This is a genomic window from Aquimarina sp. 2-A2 (genome assembly GCF_045505135.1).
Lineage (GTDB): Bacteria > Bacteroidota > Bacteroidia > Flavobacteriales > Flavobacteriaceae > Aquimarina > Aquimarina intermedia.
In genome coordinates this window covers 1-16,315 of record NZ_JBJKFI010000009.1, presented here as the reverse complement: position 1 = coordinate 16,315, position 16,315 = coordinate 1, and the positions used below count along the sequence as shown (strand labels likewise).

Here is a 16,315-nt window from a genome sequence, read left to right as displayed (position 1 = left end):
GCTCTCCCCACAAAAATTAAACATCTTTTGTATTTACATAGTACGATAGATCTTTAAAGTAGATTTCTCAAATGTATTTTGAGAATAATGCGGGAGTAGCTCAGTTGGTAGAGCGTCAGCCTTCCAAGCTGAATGTCGCCGGTTCGAACCCGGTCTCCCGCTCTAAAATAAAAGGGCATATCTTATATAAGTAAGATGGGTTTTTAAAGTATAAAAGTGCTAATGAATCAGATTTCTTTCTTTATTATTTTGAAAGCGTTCTGGTTTATTGTTGTACGCTTTAAAAAGCCGGTGTAGCTCAGGGGTAGAGCGTTTCCTTGGTAAGGAAGAGGTCACGAGTTCAAATCTCGTCATTGGCTCTTAGTTCAGAACATAAATTGAACACTAATATATAACTAAGATTAAAATAAATTAATTATGGCAAAGGAAACTTTTGATCGTTCCAAACCGCACTTAAATATTGGTACTATTGGACACGTTGATCACGGTAAAACAACTTTAACTGCTGCAATTACTAAAGTATTAGCAGATGCAGGTCTTTCTGAAGCGAGAAGTTTCGATACTATCGATAACGCACCAGAAGAGAAAGAAAGAGGTATTACTATTAATACATCTCACGTAGAGTATCAAACAGCTAATCGTCACTATGCACACGTTGACTGTCCAGGTCACGCCGATTATGTAAAGAACATGGTTACTGGTGCTGCTCAAATGGATGGTGCGATCTTAGTAGTTGCTGCTACAGATGGTCCAATGCCACAAACTCGTGAGCATATCCTATTAGGACGTCAGGTAGGTATTCCAAGAATCGTTGTATTTCTTAACAAAGTGGATATGGTTGATGATGAGGAATTATTAGAACTTGTTGAGATGGAAGTAAGAGATCTTCTTTCTTTTTATGAGTATGATGGTGATAATGGTCCTGTAATTTCAGGTTCTGCACTTGGAGCACTTAATGGTGAGCAAAAGTGGGTTGATACTGTTATGGAATTAATGAAGTCAGTTGATGAGTGGATCGAATTGCCAGAGCGTGATGTTGATAAGCCATTCTTAATGCCTATAGAAGATGTATTCTCTATTACTGGTCGTGGTACAGTTGCAACTGGTCGTATTGAGACTGGTATTGCAAACACTGGAGATCCTGTTGAGATCATCGGTATGGGAGCTGAGAAATTAACTTCTACTATTACTGGAATCGAAATGTTCCGTCAGATCCTTGATAGAGGTGAAGCAGGAGATAACGCTGGTATCCTATTAAGAGGTATTGAGAAAACTCAAATCTCTCGTGGTATGGTAATTGTTAAGCCGGGAACTGTAACTCCACACAAAAAATTCAAAGCTGAGGTGTATATCCTTAAGAAAGAAGAAGGTGGACGTCACACGCCATTCCATAATAACTACCGTCCTCAGTTCTACGTACGTACTACTGATGTAACTGGAAACATTGCGCTTCCTGATGGAGTTGAGATGGTTATGCCTGGAGATAACTTAACTATTACTGTTGAGTTGATTCAAACTATTGCAATGAATGTAGGTCTACGTTTTGCTATCCGTGAAGGTGGTAGAACAGTTGGAGCAGGTCAGGTTACTGAGATCCTAGACTAATACAATATAGTTTATAATAAGTAGAGGTATCTGCTCAGGCAGATACCTTGACTTATGTTTACGGGTTTAGCTCAGTTGGTAGAGCACTGGTCTCCAAAACCAGGTGTCGGGAGTTCGAGTCTCTCAACCCGTGCATTAATAAATTGCTTTACAAGGCAATTAACAAATATCAATCTTATAATGATATTAAGTCTGATGATTTTGTTCTGATTCTTATTATCATTTAAACAGTGTATAAAGATGGCTGGATTAGCAAACTATATTACAGAATCATATAATGAATTAAAAAATCATGTAACCTGGACACCTTGGGCAGAAGCGCAACGTCTTACATTGATAGTCATCGTTTTCTCGGTGCTTTTTTCGTTAGCAATATGGGGAGTGGATACTGTTTTTAGCAACATGGTAGAGTATTATTTTGCCTTGGTTAAATCATAATGATGGAGAAAATGGCAGAAGTTAATAATACAAAAAAATGGTACGTTGTTAGGGCTGTTAGCGGTCAGGAGAACAAAGTGAAAGATTATATAGAGCGTGAAATTGCTCATATGGGCTTAGAAGACTTTATTTCTCAAATTCTTGTACCGACCGAAAAAGTAATCCAGATTCGTAATGGTAAGAAAATAAATAAAGAAAGAGTTTATTTTCCTGGGTACGTTATGATAGAAGCAAATCTTTCTGGAGAAATACCTCACATCATTAAATCTATTAATGGTGTTATTGGTTTCTTGGGAGAGGTTAAAGGAGGAGATCCAGTGCCGTTAAGAAAATCTGAAATCAATAGAATGTTAGGTAAGGTTGATGAATTGTCTGTTAAAACAGATAACGTTGCGATTCCTTATACTATAGGAGAAACTGTCAAAGTAATCGATGGTCCTTTTAATGGTTTTAACGGGACAGTTGAAAAAGTTAATGAAGAGAAGCGTAAGCTTGAGGTGATGGTGAAAATTTTCGGAAGAAAAACGCCATTAGAATTGAGCTATATGCAAGTTGAAAAAGTTTAGTAATTGTTACATTATATTCAGAGTTGTTCTTTTGCTTCCAAATTATAGAACAATTCTAATTTAAAATTAGAGAAATGGCTAAAGAAGTAAGTAAGGTTGTAAAATTACAAGTTCGTGGGGGAGCGGCAAACCCGTCTCCACCAGTTGGACCTGCTTTAGGTGCTGCCGGAGTAAATATCATGGAATTCTGTAAGCAATTCAATGGTAGAACACAGGATAAAGCTGGTAAAGTGTTACCGGTTGTTATTACTGTTTTTAAAGATAAGTCTTTTGATTTTATCATTAAAACTCCACCAGCAGCAGTTCAAATATTGGAAGCAGCAAAAACAAAAAAGGGTTCTGGAGAGCCAAATAGAAAGAAAGTAGCTAGTGTATCTTGGGATCAAGTACGTACTATAGCAGAAGATAAGATGCAGGATTTGAATGCGTTTACTATCGAGTCTGCTATGAAGATGGTTGCTGGTACCGCTCGTTCAATGGGTGTAACTGTAAAGGGGCAAGCTCCTTTTTAATCCTTAAAACGTTTATAAAATGGCAAAAGTGACTAAAAAGCAAAAAGAAGCTCGTTCAAAAGTTGAAACTAATAAAGCATATAGCTTATCAGACGCATCTAGCTTAATCAAAGAAATTTCTACGGTTAATTTTGATGCATCAGTAGATTTAGCTGTTCGTTTAAATGTTGATCCTCGTAAAGCGAATCAAATGGTTCGTGGTGTTGTTACATTACCACATGGTACAGGTAAAGATGTGAAGGTGTTGGCGCTTGTTACTCCGGATAAAGAAGCCGAAGCAAAAGAAGCGGGTGCAGATTTTGTTGGTCTTGATGAGTATCTTGATAAAATTAAAGGTGGTTGGACTGATGTTGACGTGATTATTACCATGCCAAGTGTTATGGGTAAATTAGGTCCTTTAGGACGTGTATTAGGACCTCGTGGTCTTATGCCAAACCCAAAGACTGGTACGGTAACTATGGATGTTGCTAAAGCAGTATCTGATGTTAAAGCTGGTAAGATTGATTTTAAAGTTGATAAAACTGGTATCGTTCACGCTTCAGTTGGTAAATCATCATTCGATGCTAAAAAGATTGAAGACAACGCAAAAGAATTATTAACAACACTAGTAAAATTAAAGCCACAGGCAGCTAAGGGAATTTATATAAAGTCAATTTATATGTCTTCTACTATGAGTCCTGGTGTACAGATAGATTCTAAGAATTTTGCTGGGTAATTAAGATAAACGATTATGACTAGAGAAGAAAAATCACAAGTAATTGAAGACTTAACTGCTCAGTTAGCTGAAAACACTAATATTTATTTAGCTGATATTTCAGGTCTGAATGCAGGTGCGACTTCAAATTTACGTAGAGCTTGTTATAAAGCTAATGTTTCACTAAGTGTAGTGAAAAATACACTCCTTGCAAAAGCAATGGAGAAATCTGATAAAGAGTTTGGTGAGTTGCCAAACGTATTAAAAGGAAACACTTCAATTATGTTTTCTGAAACAGGAAATGCTCCTGCCAAGGTAATCAAAGAATTTCGTAAGAAATCTGAGAAGCCTTTATTAAAAGGTGCATTTGTTGAAGAAGCAATCTTTGTAGGAGATGAATACCTTGATGCCTTGGTTAACATCAAATCTAAAGAAGAAGTTATTGGAGATATTATCGGCTTATTACAGTCACCGGCTAAGAATGTAGTTTCTGCATTAAAGTCAAGTGGAGGTAAGATTGCAGGTATCCTTAAAACGTTATCCGAAAAAGAAGGATAACACTTAAATGTGTACGCACTTTTTAACAAATTATATTTCAATTAAAATTATTATTTAAAACGATAGAAAATGGCAGATTTAAAAGAATTCGCAGAACAGTTAGTAAACTTAACAGTAAAAGAAGTTAATGAATTAGCTGATATATTAAAAGATGAGTATGGTATCGAGCCTGCTGCTGCTGCTGTAGCTGTAGCTGCTGGTGGAGGTGCTGCTGGTGAAGCTGAAGAAGAAAAGTCAGAATTTGACGTAATCCTTAAAGCTGCAGGTGGATCTAAATTAGCAGTTGTAAAACTTGTTAAAGAACTTACAGGTCTTGGTCTTAAAGACGCAAAAGAATTAGTTGACGGTGCTCCAAAGCCTGTTAAAGAAGGAATTGCAAAAGACGAAGCAGAAGCTCTTAAAGCTCAATTAGAAGAGGCTGGAGCAGAGGTTGAGCTTAAGTAAGCTTAACTAATAGTGACATATAGGTTTAGACCTGGAGAGTTCTCTCTAAGGTCTAAACCATTTTGCGTATATAAGTATTAAGTGCTAAAATACGTATCCGTTTTAAACAAATTTAATTAAAATTCCGTCCATTGATGTTAGCAACGCAAACTGAAAGATTGAATTTCTCTTCTGTAAAGAATAGACCTGATTATCCAGATTTTTTGGATATTCAGATCAAATCCTTTCAGGATTTCTTTCAATTAGAAACAAAGTCTGAAGAAAGAGGAAACGAAGGTCTATACAATACCTTCATGGAAAATTTTCCAATTACGGACACCCGTAATCAATTTGTACTAGAGTTTTTAGATTATTTCGTTGATCCTCCAAGATATGATCTTCAGGAGTGTATTGAAAGAGGTCTTACCTATAGCGTACCTTTAAAGGCACGGCTTAAATTATTCTGTACCGACCCCGAGCATGAGGATTTTGAAACAATTGTGCAGGACGTATATTTAGGTACAATTCCTTACATGACTCCAAGTGGTACTTTTTGTATCAATGGAGCAGAACGTGTTGTGGTTTCTCAATTACACCGATCTCCTGGTGTATTCTTTGGACAATCATTCCACGCTAACGGTACAAAATTATATTCTGCCAGAGTAATTCCTTTTAAAGGATCTTGGATAGAATTTGCTACCGATATCAATAGCGTTATGTACGCTTATATTGATAGAAAGAAAAAATTACCTGTTACGACACTTTTCCGTGCTATCGGATTTGAGCGTGATAAAGATATTTTAGAGATTTTTGACCTTGCTGAAGAAGTAAAGGTTTCAAAATCTGGACTTAAAAAAGTTTTAGGTCGCAAATTAGCAGCACGTGTATTAAATACGTGGCATGAAGATTTTGTAGATGAAGATACAGGAGAAGTAGTATCTATTGAGCGTAATGAAATTGTGCTTGATAGAGATACTATTCTTGATAAAGACCATCTTGAAGAGATTATTGAATCTGGTGCAAAAACCATTTTGCTTCATAAAGAAGATAATCAAAAAGGTGATTATGCTATTATTCATAATACACTTCAAAAAGATCCAACCAATTCTGAAAAAGAAGCGGTAGAACATATTTATCGTCAATTACGTAATGCAGAACCGCCTGATGAGGAAACAGCACGTGGTATAATCGATAAATTGTTCTTTTCTGACCAACGATACAACCTGGGAGAGGTTGGTCGTTACAGAATGAATAAGAAGTTAGGTCTTGATATCGCAATGGATAAGCAAGTGCTTACCAAAGAGGATATCATTACCATTATAAAGTACTTAATAGAATTAATAAATTCTAAAGCTGAGATAGATGATATTGATCACTTATCTAACCGTCGTGTTAGAACTGTAGGTGAGCAGTTGTCACAGCAATTTGGTGTAGGTTTAGCACGTATGGCACGAACTATTCGTGAACGTATGAATGTTAGAGATAATGAAGTGTTTACACCGATTGACCTTATTAATGCTAAAACCTTATCATCTGTAATTAATTCGTTTTTTGGAACGAATCAATTATCACAGTTCATGGATCAAACTAATCCTTTGGCAGAAATTACGCATAAGCGAAGACTTTCTGCATTAGGACCAGGTGGATTATCACGTGAGCGTGCAGGGTTTGAGGTTCGAGATGTACACTATACACATTATGGACGTTTGTGTCCTATTGAAACTCCAGAGGGTCCAAATATTGGACTGATCTCATCACTTTCAGTGTTTGCTAAAGTGAATTCAATGGGATTCTTAGAAACTCCTTACCGTAAAGTTGAAAACGGTAAAGTAGATTTAAGTGAATTCAGATACCTAAGTGCAGAGGAAGAAGAAGAGAAATTAATTGCACAGGCTAACATTCCTCTTAAAGAGGACGGAACCATAGAGGCAGATAAAGTTATTGCTCGAATGGAAGGGGATTTCCCTGTAATTGATCCGACAAATGTCAATTATGCCGATGTAGCGCCTAATCAGATTGCTTCGATCTCGGCTTCATTAATTCCTTTCTTGGAACATGATGATGCCAACCGTGCATTGATGGGATCTAACATGATGCGTCAAGCAGTACCTTTATTGAGAGTAGATGCTCCAATTGTAGGAACCGGTCTTGAGCGTCAGGTAGCTTCAGATTCGCGAGTATTGATTAATGCTGAAGGAGATGGTGTTGTAGAGTATGTTGATGCTCAAAAAATTACGATTAAATATGATAGAACTGACGAAGAGCGTATGGTTAGCTTTGATTCGGATTCTAAAACATATTTCTTAATAAAATTCCGTAAGACAAACCAAGGAACAAGTATTAACCTGAAACCTATTGTTAAGGTAGGAGATCGTGTTAATCGCGGACAGGTACTTTGTCAGGGATATGCTACCGAGAATGGAGAACTTGCTTTAGGACGAAATATGAAAGTAGCCTTTATGCCTTGGAAAGGGTATAACTTTGAGGATGCGATCGTAATTTCTGAAAAAGTGGTTCGTGATGATATTTTTACATCTATCCATATTGACGAGTATTCTTTAGAAGTTCGAGATACCAAATTAGGTAACGAAGAATTAACTAATGATATACCAAACGTTTCAGAAGAGGCTACCAAAGACCTTGATGAGCATGGTATGATTCGTATTGGAGCCGAGGTTAAACCTGGTGATATTCTTATTGGTAAGATCACTCCTAAGGGAGAAAGTGATCCAACACCTGAAGAGAAATTACTTCGTGCAATTTTTGGTGACAAAGCGGGTGATGTAAAAGATGCTTCTTTAAAAGCGTCTCCATCATTACACGGGGTAGTTATTGATAAAAAATTATTTGCCCGTGCAGTAAAAGATAAGCGTAAACGTTCACAGGATAAAGAAGATATTTCAGCTTTAGAACGTGCGTATGATGCTAAATTTGCCTTGTTGAAATCAGAGTTGGTAGATAAGTTATTTATCATCGTTGGAGGTAAAACTTCTCAGGGAGTTATTAACGATCTTGGTGAAGAAGTATTGCCAAAAGGTAAGAAGTATACACAAAAGATGCTTAATAGTGTCGATGATTATGCACATCTTACTAAAGGAACTTGGACAACTGATGATAGCTTGAATAGTTTAGTAGCGGACTTAATCCACAACTATAAAATTAAGCAAAACGATCTTCAAGGTAACTTGAGAAGAGAGAAGTTTACAATTTCTGTTGGTGATGAATTACCAAGCGGAATTATTAAACTTGCCAAAGTTTATATCGCTAAAAAACGTAAACTGAAGGTAGGAGATAAGATGGCAGGACGTCACGGTAACAAAGGTATTGTTGCACGTATCGTAAGAGAAGAGGATATGCCATTCTTAGAAGACGGAACACCGGTAGATATTGTATTGAATCCATTAGGGGTACCATCGCGTATGAACATTGGTCAGATTTATGAAACAGTTCTTGGTTGGGCTGGTCAGAAATTGAACAGAAAGTTCGCAACGCCTATTTTTGATGGAGCTTCAATTGACCAAATTAATGAATTTACAGATGAAGCTGGAATTCCAAGATTTGGACATTCATATCTTTATGATGGTGGTAGTGGTGAGCGTTTTGATCAACCTGCAACAGTAGGGGTGATTTACATGCTTAAGTTAGGACACATGGTAGATGATAAGATGCATGCTCGTTCTATAGGACCTTACTCATTAATTACGCAACAACCATTAGGTGGTAAAGCACAATTTGGAGGTCAGCGTTTTGGAGAGATGGAAGTTTGGGCGCTTGAGGCTTATGGAGCATCAGCAACCTTACGTGAAATATTGACGGTAAAATCTGATGATGTAATTGGAAGAGCTAAAACTTACGAAAGTATAGTTAAGGGAGAGCCAATGCCAGAACCGGGATTACCAGAATCTTTTAACGTGTTAATGCACGAATTAAAAGGTCTGGGTCTGGATATCAGATTAGAAGAATAATACTGCACTCTGTAGCATGTCATGTTTGGTCAACCCAAGCATGACAGCTATCAGCAGTAGATATTCAAATTTAAATTACAATAATTCTTAAGGAACCATGTATTATGGCAAGAAATAATGATAAGAATACAGTAAAGAGATTTAATAAAATCTCTATTGGTTTGGCCTCTCCAGAGTCAATATTAGCAAACTCTAAGGGAGAAGTACTTAAGCCTGAAACTATTAATTATCGTACACACAAACCAGAACGTGACGGTTTGTTCTGTGAGCGTATTTTTGGTCCGGTAAAGGACTTTGAATGTGCTTGTGGTAAATATAAAAGAATTCGCTACAAAGGTATTGTTTGTGATCGTTGTGGTGTTGAAGTAACAGAAAAGAAAGTAAGAAGAGATCGTGTAGGGCATATCAACTTAGTTGTGCCTGTAGCGCATATCTGGTATTTCCGTTCGTTACCAAACAAAATAGGATACTTACTTGGACTCCCGTCTAAGAAGTTGGATATGATTATATACTACGAACGTTACGTAGTGATCCAACCAGGTATTGCAAAAAATGAAGAAGGAGAAGCTGTTCAAAAAATGGACTTTCTTACGGAAGAAGAATATTTAAATATCTTAGATAGTCTTCCGCAAGAGAATTTGTACTTGGATGATTCAGATCCGAATAAATTCATCGCTAAGATGGGTGCAGAATGTCTGATCGAAATCTTGAAAAGGATTGATCTTGATGCCCTATCGTATGAATTGAGACATAAAGCTAATAATGAGACTTCAAAACAACGTAAAACTGAAGCTTTAAAGAGACTTCAAGTTGTTGAAGCGCTACGTGATGCAAACAAAAATCGTGAGAATCGTCCGGAATGGATGATCTTAAAGGCTATTCCGGTGATTCCACCAGAATTGCGTCCTTTAGTTCCTCTTGATGGTGGACGTTTTGCCACATCAGATTTAAATGATTTATATCGTCGTGTAATTATACGTAACAATCGTCTGAAGCGTTTGATGGAAATCAAAGCTCCAGAAGTAATTTTACGTAATGAAAAACGTATGCTACAGGAATCTGTAGATTCATTATTTGATAATACACGTAAAGCATCTGCTGTAAAAACTGATTCTAACCGTCCGTTAAAATCGTTATCAGATTCTTTAAAAGGTAAGCAAGGACGTTTCCGTCAGAACTTACTTGGTAAGCGTGTGGATTATTCAGCACGTTCGGTAATTGTTGTTGGACCAGAATTAAAATTATTCGAATGTGGTCTTCCAAAGAATATGGCAGCAGAACTCTACAAGCCTTTTGTAATCAGAAAATTGATTGAAAGAGGGATTGTAAAAACTGTAAAATCTGCCAAAAAGATTATAGATAGAAAAGAGCCTGTTGTTTGGGATATACTTGAAAACGTTCTTAAAGGACATCCGGTATTATTAAACCGTGCGCCTACACTTCACCGTCTAGGTATTCAAGCCTTCCAACCTAAACTTATCGAAGGTAAAGCGATTCAGTTACACCCATTAGTGTGTACGGCATTTAACGCCGATTTTGATGGCGATCAGATGGCAGTGCATTTACCACTAGGACCAGAAGCAATTTTAGAATCTCAGTTATTGATGTTAGCATCACATAACATTCTTAACCCTGCTAACGGATCACCGGTAACAGTACCTTCACAAGATATGGTCTTGGGTCTTTACTATATGACAAAGTCTCGTAGATCGACTCCAGAATTAGAAATAAAAGGTGAAGATCTTACTTTCTATTCTCCAGAAGAAGTTACCATCGCTTATAACGAAGGTAGATTACATATCAACGCCAATATTAAGATCAGAACTATTGATTTTAACGAAGCTGGCGAATTAGTACCTCAAATAATTGAAACCTCTACAGGTAGAGTTTTATTTAATGAAAAGGTACCGGCAAAGGCTGGATTTATCAACGAGGTTTTAACGAAGAAGTCATTACGTGATATCATCGGTAAAATTCTTAACTTAACTAGTGTTCCTGAAACCGCAGAATTTTTGGATGAGATTAAACGTCTTGGATACTATTTCGCATTCAAAGGAGGATTATCTTTTAGTTTAGGAGATATTATTATACCAGCAGAAAAGCATACGATGATTGCTGATGCAAATTCTCAAGTTGATAATATTGTTGCCAATTATAACATGGGACTTATTACAAATAACGAGCGTTATAATCAGGTAATTGATATTTGGACTTCTACAAACGCCGAATTGACTGAGTTGTCAATGAAACGTATACGAGAAGATCAACAAGGATTTAACTCAGTGTATATGATGCTTGACTCTGGAGCAAGGGGGTCAAAAGAGCAGATTCGTCAGTTGACAGGTATGCGTGGATTGATGGCTAAGCCTAAAAAATCTAACTCTGTCGGTGGTGAAATTATTGAGAACCCGATTCTTTCTAACTTTAAAGAAGGACTTTCAATTTTAGAATACTTTATCTCGACTCACGGTGCACGTAAGGGTCTTGCAGATACCGCTCTAAAAACTGCAGATGCCGGGTATTTGACACGTCGTTTGGTGGATGTAGCACAAGATGTAATTGTAAATGAAGAAGATTGTGATACGCTAAGAGGAGTTGAAGTAACCGCTCTTAAAAAGAATGAAGAAGTTATTGAGCGTTTAGAAGCTCGTATCGCTGGTAGAACAGCATTAGTTGATGTAGTTGACCCACTTACGCAAGAAGTACTTGTTGAGGCTGGTGCCGAAATTACTGATGCTATCGCAAGAACTATTGAAGAATCTCCTATTGATGCTGTCGAAGTTCGTTCGGCATTAACATGTGAAGCTAAAAAAGGTATTTGTGTTAAATGTTACGGTCGTAATCTTGCGACTGGTAAGACTGTGCAACGAGGTGAAGCAGTAGGTGTTGTGGCAGCACAATCTATTGGAGAGCCGGGTACACAGCTTACGCTACGTACATTCCACGTGGGAGGTATTGCAGGTAACATTTCTGAAGAAAACCAATTGAAGGCAAAATTCACTGGTATTGCTGAAATTGATGAACTCAAAACAGTAAAAGGAGAAGATTCTGAAGGTAATAAGATTGATGTTGTTATTTCAAGAACTTCAGAGGTGAAAGTAATTGATCCAAAGACTAAAATTGTTTTAAGTAACAACTTAATACCTTATGGTTCGCAGTTATTTATCAAGAGCGGTCAGAAGATTGCTAAAGATGATGTTATCTGTCAGTGGGATCCTTATAACGGTGTAATTATTTCAGAATTTGCTGGTAAAGTAAAGTATGAGAACATCGAGCAAGGAATTACCTATCAGGTGGAGATTGATGAACAAACAGGTTTCCAGGAAAAGGTTATTTCAGAATCTCGTGATAAGAAAAAGATTCCAACGTTACATGTAATTGGTAAAGCGGATGAAGTTTTACGTTCGTATAACTTACCGGTTGGAGCGCATCTTATGATCGATGATAATGAAAAAATTGGAATTGGTAAAGTCTTAGTTAAGATTCCACGTAAATCTGCAAAAGCAGGTGATATTACAGGAGGTCTACCACGTGTGACAGAATTATTTGAAGCACGTAACCCATCGAATCCTGCTGTTGTTAGTGAGATTGATGGTGTAGTTTCTTTTGGTAAAATTAAGCGTGGTAATCGTGAGATTATTGTTGAGTCCAGAATTGGTGAAGTGAAGAAATATCTTGTTAAACTCTCTAATCAAATTCTTGTACAAGAAAATGATTATGTGAGAGCAGGAATGGCTTTATCAGATGGTTCAACTACTCCAGAAGATATTCTTAAAATTAAAGGTCCATCTGCGGTACAGCAATACCTGGTAAACGAAGTGCAAGAAGTATATCGTTTACAAGGGGTGAAGATTAACGATAAGCATTTTGAAGTAGTAGTACGTCAAATGATGCGTAAAGTTAGAATTCAGGATCCGGGAGATACGATTTTCTTAGAGAATCAATTGATTCATAAATCAGACTTTATAGAAGAAAATGATGCTATTTTTGGAATGAAAGTAGTAGAAGATGCCGGGGATAGTGAAAACCTTAAACCGGGACAAATAATTTCTCCTAGAGACTTACGTGATGAAAATTCAATCTTAAGAAGAGAAGACAAAAACTTAGTAGTAGCTAGAGACGTAACAGCTGCAACCGCTACACCTATCTTACAAGGTATAACAAGAGCATCGTTACAAACTAAATCCTTTATTTCTGCAGCTTCCTTCCAGGAAACTACAAAAGTATTAAACGAAGCTGCTGTGAGCGGTAAAGTAGATAATTTAGAAGGTCTCAAAGAAAATGTGATTGTTGGGCATAGAATCCCAGCAGGAACAGGTATGAGAAACTACGAGAGTATAATTGTCGGTTCTAAAGAAGAATTCGAAGATCGCATGGAACAGCGACAAGAAGTAAATTATAATTAATCAGAACAGCCTGCCTTTTGGCAGGCTTTCTTTTTATATCCTATTTGAAAAATTTTAAGATATGGCAGATAAAAAAAATCCAAACCAAAATCAATTAAATATTGAATTGGATGAGTCAATTGCTGATGGAACCTATAGCAACTTGGCTATTATCAATCATTCAGTTTCAGAATTCGTTATTGATTTTATCAACGTGATGCCTGGAAGACCTAAGAGTAAGGTCAAGAGTAGAGTAATTTTAACTCCGCAACATGCCAAACGTTTGATGAAAGCTTTAAGTGATAATGTGCAACGCTTTGAAGCTGCTCACGGCGAGATCAAAGATTATGAGCAACCACCAATTCCACTTAATTTTGGACCTACCGGCGAAGCTTAATAAGCCTATTTAAAATAATATTGAACCCGAAAAGAAAACTATTTCTTTTCGGGTTTTATTTTTTAAGCAAGAAATCAAATGGAACAACTTAATTTTTTTGTAAATTTAGTAGACGACATATTTCGCAAATCATGGCAAAAAGAATTAAAACCTATAGTGAATTTTATAATTTTTACCTGACCGAGCATCAAAATAGAACGAGCAGGATACTTCACTTTATAGGTACATTTCTCGTTTTTATCCTTATAGCAATAGCTATATGGCAACGCTGGGGATGGCAATGGTTTTTAGTACCCGTTGTAGGGTACGGCTTTGCTTGGGTCGGGCATGCGTTTTTTGAAAAAAACAAACCGGCCACGTTCAAATATCCACTTTGGAGCCTCCTGTCGGATTTTAAATTATTTTTTGAGATTCTCTTTGGTAAAAGAGGGTTTTGAGAGCTAAAGTAACTGCAATTTCATTAACCTCTCCTACTCAAATTCTGAAGTAAAATGAAATTTTACCGTAGGGTATTTTTGTTGAGTCATTTGTAGGCTAAAACTAGAATCTGCCAGAAACACCAATTGTCCTCGCTTATCTGTAGCTAGGAATTTATTTTTCACACGCTTGAAATCTGCGAATTCCTGTTCGTCAGATCCTCTTGGATCGACCCAACATGCTTTATGGACATTTAGGTTTTCATACGTACATTTTGCCCCGTACTCATGCTCTAATCGATATTGTATCACTTCGTATTGAAGTGCACCCACGGTTCCTATCACTTTTCTGCCATTAAGTTCTAATGTAAAAAGTTGTGCCACTCCTTCGTCCATTAATTGGTCAATCCCTTTGGCCAACTGTTTAGATTTCATTGGGTCAGCATTGTTAATGTATCTAAAATGTTCTGGAGAAAAGCTAGGGATACCACGATAATGTAATAACTCTCCTGTTGTTAATGTATCACCGATTTTAAAGTTACCGGTGTCATGCAGCCCCACAATGTCACCCGGGTATGAAATGTCTACAATTTCCTTTTTCTCTGCAAAAAATGCATTTGGGCTTGAAAATTTAAATTTCTTTTTATGTCGAGTATGTAGGTAAGGAACATTACGTTCAAAAGTACCGGAAACAATCTTTATAAATGCCAGTCGATCTCTGTGCTTAGGATCCATGTTTGCATGTATTTTAAATACAAATCCTGTGAAATCCTTTTCAGTTGGCTCAACCAGACGCTCTTCGCTTTCCTTTGGACGCGGTGTAGGTGCAATTTGAATAAAGCAGTCCAGTAATTCCCGTACTCCAAAGTTGTTTAAGGCAGATCCAAAAAATACCGGTTGTAATTTCCCTTCCTTATATGCTTGATTGTCAAAATCTGGATAAATACCTTCTACCAACTCTAATTCTTCACGCAAAGTATCTGCCGCTGAATCACCTATGGTTTCATTCAGTTGTTGGGAAGACAAATCCGAAATCTCGATAGTCTCTTCTATATTTTTTCTGCTATCTCCACTAAAAAGGTTGATATTCTTTTCCCATATGTTATATATGCCTTTAAAGTCATATCCCATTCCGATAGGAAAGCTTAAGGGAACCACTTTGAGACCAAGCTTTTGTTCAATTTCATCTAGCAACTCAAAAGCATCTTTTCCTTCCCGGTCTAGTTTGTTTATAAAAACAATCATCGGAATGTTTCGCATGCGACACACGGACACCAATTTCTCCGTTTGTTCTTCCACCCCTTTGGCAACATCAATTACCACAATAACACTGTCTACAGCCGTTAAGGTACGAAATGTATCTTCGGCAAAATCCTTATGACCCGGTGTGTCTAAGATATTTATTTTTGTTCCTTGATACTCAAAAGCCAAGACCGACGTAGCTACAGAGATCCCACGTTGACGCTCAATTTCCATAAAGTCACTGGTAGCACCTTTCTTAATTTTATTCGATTTAACCGCACCAGCTTCTTGAATAGCACCACCAAAAAGTAAAAGTTTTTCGGTAAGGGTAGTTTTTCCGGCATCCGGGTGAGAAATAATACCAAATGTTCTTCTTCTGCGTATTTCGTCTGTAAACTTCATGTTATGCTTTGTAAATAGCGGCAAATATACTGCTAAATAAGATAAATCACGTAGGTTTTGCTACAGATATACTACGATGGTTTAATAGGCTTTTATGTGTTGCAATTTTTAAATTATAGGTAACATATTGCAAATTAAACAGTAAGGTTTTAATTTTTTTTTCTTTATTTGTGTAAAGTTACAGTTTTTACGGTTTTACCGTAATTCTATATCATTATTAAAAAATTGTTTCTTTTAGTTGAAAACAAACTTTACAGTTTATCATGATTTTGCCCAAAATCTAAATTAGAACTTATGAATTTTAAATTAACTTTTGCACTACTTTCATCACTATTCTTTACAATTTTGGTCACTGCTCAGCAAGATGCCCAGTACACTCAATATATGTATAATACTATAATTGTAAACCCGGCTTATGCAGGAAGCCGCGGAGTTATGAGTATTACCGGCTTGCATCGTAGTCAGTGGGTAGGGCTGGAAGGGGCGCCACGTACACAAACCTTAACGATGAATACACCAATAGGTAAAAAGAACCGTATAGGTCTTGGACTCTCTATAGTAAATGATGAGATAGGACCTACCGATGAGACCTATTTTGATATAGACTTTTCATATACAATTCCTACTTCAGAAAAAGGAAAATTGAGTTTTGGATTGAAAGCAGGTGGTCACTTATTAAATATTAATTTACAGGAGCTTAATAAATATAATA

Annotated in this window: 13 protein-coding genes and 3 tRNA genes; 15 read left to right on the top strand and 1 reads right to left on the bottom strand. The window is 36.8% G+C overall.

What is annotated here, in order from left to right; all coding sequences use genetic code 11:
• Positions 1 to 89 precede the first annotated feature (89 nt).
• The 14 genes from ACJRPK_RS16850 (at position 90) to ACJRPK_RS16785 (ending at position 13,980) form a co-directional block, all read left to right on the top strand.
• Positions 90 to 162, top strand: a tRNA-Gly gene (locus tag ACJRPK_RS16850).
• 125 nt (positions 163 to 287) lie between these two features.
• Positions 288 to 359: transfer RNA gene (locus ACJRPK_RS16845), tRNA-Thr, on the top strand.
• Between the two features lie 58 nt (positions 360 to 417).
• Positions 418 to 1,605, top strand: coding sequence for an elongation factor Tu (tuf, locus tag ACJRPK_RS16840; RefSeq protein ID WP_378185305.1), 1,188 nt, complete (start codon positions 418 to 420; stop codon positions 1,603 to 1,605).
• 60 nt (positions 1,606 to 1,665) lie between these two features.
• A tRNA-Trp gene (locus ACJRPK_RS16835) sits at positions 1,666 to 1,738 on the top strand.
• A 107-nt stretch (positions 1,739 to 1,845) separates the two neighbouring features.
• Positions 1,846 to 2,043, top strand: coding sequence for a preprotein translocase subunit SecE (gene secE, locus ACJRPK_RS16830; protein WP_148783467.1), 198 nt, complete (start codon positions 1,846 to 1,848; stop codon positions 2,041 to 2,043).
• Positions 2,044 to 2,054: 11 nt separating this feature from the next.
• Positions 2,055 to 2,609: a transcription termination/antitermination protein NusG gene (gene nusG / locus ACJRPK_RS16825; protein WP_378188436.1), complete on the top strand. Its 555-nt coding sequence runs from the start codon at positions 2,055 to 2,057 to the stop codon at positions 2,607 to 2,609.
• Between the two features lie 74 nt (positions 2,610 to 2,683).
• Complete coding sequence (gene rplK, locus ACJRPK_RS16820; protein WP_148783465.1) at positions 2,684 to 3,121, top strand: 50S ribosomal protein L11; 438 nt, start codon at positions 2,684 to 2,686, stop codon at positions 3,119 to 3,121.
• A gap of 19 nt (positions 3,122 to 3,140) precedes the next feature.
• On the top strand, positions 3,141 to 3,836 hold the full coding sequence (gene rplA, locus ACJRPK_RS16815; RefSeq protein WP_148783464.1) for a 50S ribosomal protein L1: 696 nt from the start codon (positions 3,141 to 3,143) through the stop codon (positions 3,834 to 3,836).
• A gap of 15 nt (positions 3,837 to 3,851) precedes the next feature.
• Positions 3,852 to 4,373, top strand: a complete 522-nt coding sequence (rplJ, locus tag ACJRPK_RS16810) for a 50S ribosomal protein L10 (protein WP_148783463.1) — start codon at positions 3,852 to 3,854, stop codon at positions 4,371 to 4,373.
• A gap of 69 nt (positions 4,374 to 4,442) precedes the next feature.
• A complete protein-coding gene (gene rplL / locus ACJRPK_RS16805; RefSeq protein WP_148783462.1) occupies positions 4,443 to 4,817 on the top strand; it encodes a 50S ribosomal protein L7/L12 in 375 nt (124 codons plus the stop codon).
• A gap of 134 nt (positions 4,818 to 4,951) precedes the next feature.
• Entirely contained in the window at positions 4,952 to 8,761 is a 3,810-nt protein-coding gene (gene rpoB / locus ACJRPK_RS16800; protein ID WP_148783461.1) for a DNA-directed RNA polymerase subunit beta, read from the top strand.
• A gap of 104 nt (positions 8,762 to 8,865) precedes the next feature.
• Positions 8,866 to 13,167, top strand: a complete 4,302-nt coding sequence (gene rpoC / locus ACJRPK_RS16795; RefSeq protein WP_407141571.1) for a DNA-directed RNA polymerase subunit beta' — start codon at positions 8,866 to 8,868, stop codon at positions 13,165 to 13,167.
• Positions 13,168 to 13,228: 61 nt separating this feature from the next.
• Positions 13,229 to 13,543, top strand: a complete 315-nt coding sequence (locus tag ACJRPK_RS16790) for a DUF3467 domain-containing protein (RefSeq protein ID WP_407141570.1) — start codon at positions 13,229 to 13,231, stop codon at positions 13,541 to 13,543.
• 131 nt (positions 13,544 to 13,674) lie between these two features.
• Positions 13,675 to 13,980: a DUF962 domain-containing protein gene (locus ACJRPK_RS16785; protein ID WP_148783458.1), complete on the top strand. Its 306-nt coding sequence runs from the start codon at positions 13,675 to 13,677 to the stop codon at positions 13,978 to 13,980.
• 33 nt (positions 13,981 to 14,013) lie between these two features.
• Here ACJRPK_RS16785 and ACJRPK_RS16780 read toward each other — a convergent pair whose 3' ends face one another.
• On the bottom strand, positions 14,014 to 15,603 hold the full coding sequence (locus ACJRPK_RS16780) for a peptide chain release factor 3 (protein ID WP_407141569.1): 1,590 nt from the start codon (positions 15,601 to 15,603) through the stop codon (positions 14,014 to 14,016).
• A gap of 294 nt (positions 15,604 to 15,897) precedes the next feature.
• On the opposite strand from ACJRPK_RS16780, the gene ACJRPK_RS16775 reads away from it, so the two are divergent.
• Positions 15,898 to 16,315: type IX secretion system membrane protein PorP/SprF (locus tag ACJRPK_RS16775; RefSeq protein ID WP_407141568.1), on the top strand; the 418-nt coding region annotated here is incomplete at its 3' end.